Source organism: Candidatus Bipolaricaulota bacterium, assembly GCA_021159055.1.
Classification (GTDB): domain Bacteria; phylum Bipolaricaulota; class Bipolaricaulia; order UBA7950; family UBA9294; genus S016-54.
The window spans coordinates 1-4,939 of record JAGGSO010000059.1; the positions used below are offsets into that span (position 1 = coordinate 1).

At 60.7% G+C, this 4,939-nt stretch carries 8 protein-coding genes and 1 tRNA gene; 1 reads left to right on the forward strand and 8 read right to left on the reverse strand.

The features are described 5' to 3' along the window. The 8 genes from J7J55_02980 to J7J55_03015 form a co-directional block, all read right to left on the reverse strand. The coding region (locus J7J55_02980; protein ID MCD6141670.1) for a 2-oxoacid:acceptor oxidoreductase family protein at positions 1–306 on the reverse strand (306 nt) is incomplete at its 3' end. After that, on the reverse strand, positions 303–1,043 hold the full coding sequence (locus tag J7J55_02985) for a 2-oxoglutarate oxidoreductase (GenBank protein ID MCD6141671.1): 741 nt from the start codon (positions 1,041–1,043) through the stop codon (positions 303–305). The genes J7J55_02985 and J7J55_02980, both read right to left, overlap by 4 nt. Before the next feature lie 10 nt (positions 1,044–1,053). Continuing rightward, positions 1,054–2,109: a 3-methyl-2-oxobutanoate dehydrogenase subunit VorB gene (locus tag J7J55_02990; protein MCD6141672.1), complete on the reverse strand. Its 1,056-nt coding sequence runs from the start codon at positions 2,107–2,109 to the stop codon at positions 1,054–1,056. Between the two features lie 9 nt (positions 2,110–2,118). Next, positions 2,119–2,343: a 4Fe-4S binding protein gene (locus J7J55_02995; protein MCD6141673.1), complete on the reverse strand. Its 225-nt coding sequence runs from the start codon at positions 2,341–2,343 to the stop codon at positions 2,119–2,121. Beyond that, on the reverse strand, positions 2,315–2,770 hold the full coding sequence (locus J7J55_03000) for a S1 RNA-binding domain-containing protein (protein MCD6141674.1): 456 nt from the start codon (positions 2,768–2,770) through the stop codon (positions 2,315–2,317). Before J7J55_03000 ends, J7J55_02995 begins: the two co-directional genes overlap by 29 nt. 15 nt (positions 2,771–2,785) lie before the next feature. After that, positions 2,786–2,977 carry a 50S ribosomal protein L28 gene (locus tag J7J55_03005; protein ID MCD6141675.1) on the reverse strand — a complete coding sequence of 64 codons (192 nt, stop codon included), beginning with the start codon at positions 2,975–2,977 and terminating at the stop codon, positions 2,786–2,788. 3 nt (positions 2,978–2,980) lie between these two features. After that, positions 2,981–3,637 carry a tRNA (adenosine(37)-N6)-threonylcarbamoyltransferase complex dimerization subunit type 1 TsaB gene (gene tsaB / locus J7J55_03010; GenBank protein ID MCD6141676.1) on the reverse strand — a complete coding sequence of 219 codons (657 nt, stop codon included), beginning with the start codon at positions 3,635–3,637 and terminating at the stop codon, positions 2,981–2,983. 116 nt (positions 3,638–3,753) lie between these two features. Then, a tRNA-Ile gene (locus J7J55_03015) sits at positions 3,754–3,827 on the reverse strand. Positions 3,828–4,196: 369 nt separating this feature from the next. Between J7J55_03015 and cas6 the strand changes: the two genes are divergently transcribed. Then, positions 4,197–4,939 (forward strand): CRISPR-associated endoribonuclease Cas6 (gene cas6, locus J7J55_03020; GenBank protein MCD6141677.1); only part of this gene is annotated, 743 nt, incomplete at its 3' end.

A 4,939-nucleotide genomic window follows, 5' to 3' on the forward strand; every position in this document is an offset into this window, starting at 1 on the left:
GTCCCGCTCGATCAGGGAGCGGTTCGCCACGATCGTCCCTCCCTTGGCCACCATCGGCTCGAACTTGTCGAGGGAGGGGAGGTTCATCGCGATGAGGTCGGTCGGCTCGTCGACGATCGGGGAGCCGACCGGCTCCTCCGACAGGACGACGGTGCAGTTCGCCGTCCCTCCCCGCATCTCCGGCCCGTATGACGGAAGCCATGTCACCTCGAGGCCGTGATCCATCCCTGCCTGGGCGAGGATCTTCCCGGCGAGGATCACCCCTTGCCCTCCGAATCCCGCGATGATCACCGATCTCTCCATCATTTCCCCCTATCCACCATGTCGCCGAGCGGGAACGCCTTGGTCACGACCTCGGCGACGTGCTTGTTCGCCTCGAGCGGAGACATGTGCCAGTTGGTCGGACAGGTGGTGAGGACCTCGACGAGCGAGTACCCCTTCCCCTCGACCTGGTATCTGATCGCTTTCTTGATCGCCTTCTCCGCGTCCATGATCCGGCGCGTGTCGTACAGCGCCTGGCGGGTGACGTAGACCGGCGCGTCCAGAGTGGCGATCAGCTCGGAGAAGCGGATCGGGTAACCGAAGTACGCCGGATCGCGTCCGTCCGGGGTGGTGGTCGTCCGCTGGCCGACAAGTGTCGTCGGCGCCATCTCCCCACCGGTCATCCCGTAGACCTGGTTGTTCACGAATATCACCGTGATGTTCTCCCCCCGGTTCGCCGCGTGGATCGACTCCGCCGTCCCGATGCTGGCGAAGTCCCCGTCCCCCTGGTAAGAGATGACGACCAGGTTTGGGTTCGCCCGCTTCAGACCTGTGGCCACCGCGCTCGCCCTCCCGTGCGATGCCTGGACCGCGTCGCACTTGTACCATAGATAGGCGAAGACGGCGCAACCGACCGGGGCGATCGTCACCGTCCGCTCGGCGATCTCAAGCTCGTCGATCGCCTGCGCGATGATCCGGGTGAGAATCCCGTGATGGCAGCCGGGGCAGTAGGTGAACCGCGCATCGGTCAGGCTCTTCGGCCGGCCGAATACCTTGACCATGTTCTCCGTGTTAACCGGCATATCTCTTCACCTCGCTCAGGATCTTCTTCGGTGTTGTGACGACCCCGCCCATCTCGCCGTAGAACGGGGTCTTCGCCCGCTCCCCGACCGCCAGCCTGACGTCGTCCCACATCTGTCCCGCGCTCATCTCCACGGTGAGGACCGTGTCGACACGATCGGCGAGCTCTCGCAGCGGTTCATAGGGGAACGGCCACAGCGTGATCGGCCGGAAAAGGCCGAGCTTGATCCCCTCGGCCCGTGCCCGCCGGACGACGGTCTTGGCGATCCGGGCGACCGTCCCATAGGCGGCGATCACGATATCGGCATCGTCGGTCTCGTAGGTCTCGTAGCGGACCTCGTTCTCCTCGATCTTCCTGTATTTCTCCTGCAGCTCGAGGTTCATCCGCTTGAGGATCTCGGGATCGAGGTCGAAGCTCAGGATGATGTTCGGGTCTCTCCCCTTCGCCCCGGTGAGGGCCCATTCCTTCTTCGGCAGGGTCGCAGGATCGACCGGGGCAGGGAGCTCGACTGGCTCCATCATCTGCCCGAGCATCCCGTCGGCGAGGATCATCACCGGGATTCGGTACTTGTCGGCGAGGTCGAACGCGAGCATCGTCAGCTCACCGGCCTCGGGTACGGTCGAGGGGCCGAGGACGATCATGTGATAGTCCCCGTGTCCTCCCCCTTTCGTTGCCTGGAAGTAGTCCCCCTGTGCCGGAGCGATGTCGCCGAGCCCCGGCCCGCCGCGCATGATGTTCACGATCACCGCCGGGAGGTTCGAGCCGGCGATGTAGGAGATCCCCTCCTGCTTCAGGCTGATCCCGGGCGACGATGAGGATGTCATCGCCCGCACCCCGGCCGCAGCGGCCCCGTAGACCATGTTGATCGCCCCGATCTCGCTCTCCGCCTGGACGAACGTCCGGCCGAGCCGGGGCATGTTCCTCGCCATGTGCTCGAGGAGCTCGGCCTGGGGCGTGATCGGGTAGGCGAAGTAGCACTGACAGCCGGCCCGGATCGCCGCCTCGGCGATCACCTCGTTCCCCCGCATCAGTTTCCGCTCTCCCATCTGTCCCCCTTACGCCGCGACCTTCTCGCGGTAGACCTCGATCGCCACGTCCGGGCAGGTCATGGCGCAGAACGCGCATCCGACGCATTTCTCCGGATGCTCCATGTGTACGTAGTTGTAGCCGCTCCGGTTGATCTTCCCGGAGAAGGCGAGGACGTCCTGCGGGCACGCCGCGATGCACAGCCCGCACCCCTTGCACCGCTCCTCATCGATGATTACGGTCCCTTTTGGCATTCCTCCTCCCCTCGTGTCCTTCGATCGTCTCGCTGAGCCGCTTGCCACGGTGCTTGCGCAGGCGGGAAAGCCCCGCCTCGGCCTCTTTCACCCACGCTTTCAGTCGCTCCTCCAGCAACGGCTCCTGTGAGCTTGGAGGGGAGATTGATCGCGGGGCGCACGACTGCAGGACATGGTTCAAGCGGTTGAATTCCTTCTCGAACGGATCAGCCGTTCCCGCCACTCGTGCCGAGACAAAGGCAAGCTCCACCACCCCTTCTCCCGTGGTGACTACCCGGGCAACGATCGTTTCCCCAACAGAAAAAACCGCCCCTTCATGCGGGGCGGGAATCAGCCCGGTCTTCCCCTCAGGGAGAGAGACAAAAGTCCCCTCCGCCGAGATCCGAATCACCTTCCCGGAGACGGTAGCACCGATTTGAATGGCCATTTGGCGTTCCAGGGTTCAGACTACCTTCTGCACGCGCCCTGACTTGATGCAGCGGGTGCACACGTTGATCCACTGCTTCTTTCCATCAACGTAGGCATGCACGCGCTGGATGTTCGGCGCCCGTACCCGGCGGGTCTTACGGTGGGAATGGCTGATCGTGTTCCCCGTCGCCGGGCGTTTCCCACAGATCTCGCATACTCGTGCCATGGTTCACCTCTCTATTTTAGTTCTTATCGCTGGCTCTACATACAACGGCTCGAGGGTGAGAAGCTCATTCTCATCCCCTTTTTCTTCTCCCAAACGGGCGATCCAAACCGACGAGGCTCGGTTCGCCTCTGGCGGGGCGACCTCGACCGCGGGGAGGGAAGAGAGCTCATCCCGCAACGCCTCGGCTCCGCTCCCCACCACCACGATCCCGCGCCGTTCCGCACTCAGGCGGGAGACGATATCATCCCGCGTAACTACTTCCACATCACCGCTTGCTCTCTCCCCGGAGAACCAGCGGGCATAGAACAGGTCGCGCCGGTTAACGATGATGACGCAAACACGGTGTGCCTTTACCCGGGCGCGGTAGGCGAGCGTCCCGTCCACCCCGGTCACTGGGATCCCGCGGGCCTGGCTGAATCCCATCGCGGTGGCGAGGCCTATCCGCAGGCCAGTGAACGAGCCTGGCCCTCGGTTGACGCACACCCGCGCGATCTCGTCCAATCCGATCCCGCACGAATCAGTGAGCCGGTTCACCGCGGGGAGGAGCTCCTCCGAGTGCCGCAATCGTTCCGAAAAGCGCTCTTCTCCGAGCACCATCCCATCACGGATGAGGGCTACCCCACCTTCGGCCTCGGAGGAATCGATCCCCAGCGTTATCATCGCGATTAAATGGTAAGCGGCTTGTCGTTACTTTTCAACCGCTCTGGGTGGATGCGCCGGCTCCTTCAACGAGGCACTACCCCAATAGATGAAGCGGCTAATTGGAAGGAAGTTAGTGGGCCTGCCTGGATTCGAACCAGGGACCTCCCGCTTATCAGGCGAGCGCTCTAACCGACTGAGCTACAGACCCCAAACCACCTTTTATGGTAGCCATCCCGTTGCCGAGTTTCAAGTAGTACAGCTGTCTCATGCAAGATGAGCATGAAGAACCCCGCAACAAGTTACGGGGAGGCGTCGGGGACAAGCACCGCCTCTACGAAAAATAGCGGCTTTCGTAACATCGCACCTTGTGTGCGACGTTGTTTTCGCGGCAACAAAGCTCTACATAAAATCGTCGCATGAGAACCAACTCCGGTTAAATCTTGGGCTCCTCTTTTTACTTGGTAACGATCTCCTGGCGCACCAAGAAACCAATGTTGTCTTACACCGCTCTTGCTGTTATTATGGAGTAACGTTCATTGAATCTGCTACGGTTCCGCATCCGATAAGGAGATGTACATTGAGATGCATCATTGAACTTAGCCCCGTTGATTTAACCTTCAGCCTTCCACTGGCGTACAACTCTCTACTACAAGGATTTATCTATCGTCATCTCGATGCAGCGTTAGCCACCTGGCTTCATGATGAAGGAACCCAGCTTGGCAAGCGGCAATTTCGCTTTTTCACGTTCAGCAAGCTTCTTGGCAAATACAGGATCGAAGGCAACCGGATTGAATTCAGTGGGCCGGTGAAATTTCACATCGGATCGGTACACGAGAAATTCCTTCAATCGCTCGTGGAGCATTTATTGACCGAACCTCAGGTCAAATTAGGCAATATACCCTGCAGGGTCACCAGCATCGAAGTGGAGCCGTTGCCTGCGCTATCAGACTCGATGCGTGTTCGCACTCTATCTCCGATCACAACCTACAGCACACTGAGCATGGGCGATGGTCGGAAAAAGACGTATTACTACAGTCCGTTCGAGGAAGAATGGGAGGAACACCTATTGGCGAACCTGCGCCGGAAGGCGCAAGCGCTCGGATGGGGAGAGGCGAGGCTGACAGGATTAGATGACGCGCACATCCGCCCTGTACGGGTGGACAAACGCAACCTACGGATCATGCGCTATCGTGATACCGTAATCAAAGGCTGGACTGGGGTTTATGAACTGGAGCTACCCGAACCGTTCTTCCTTCTGGCTTACGACGCCGGCCTCGGAGCGAAGAACCCACAGGGGTTTGGGATGGTGAAGGTGCTGGG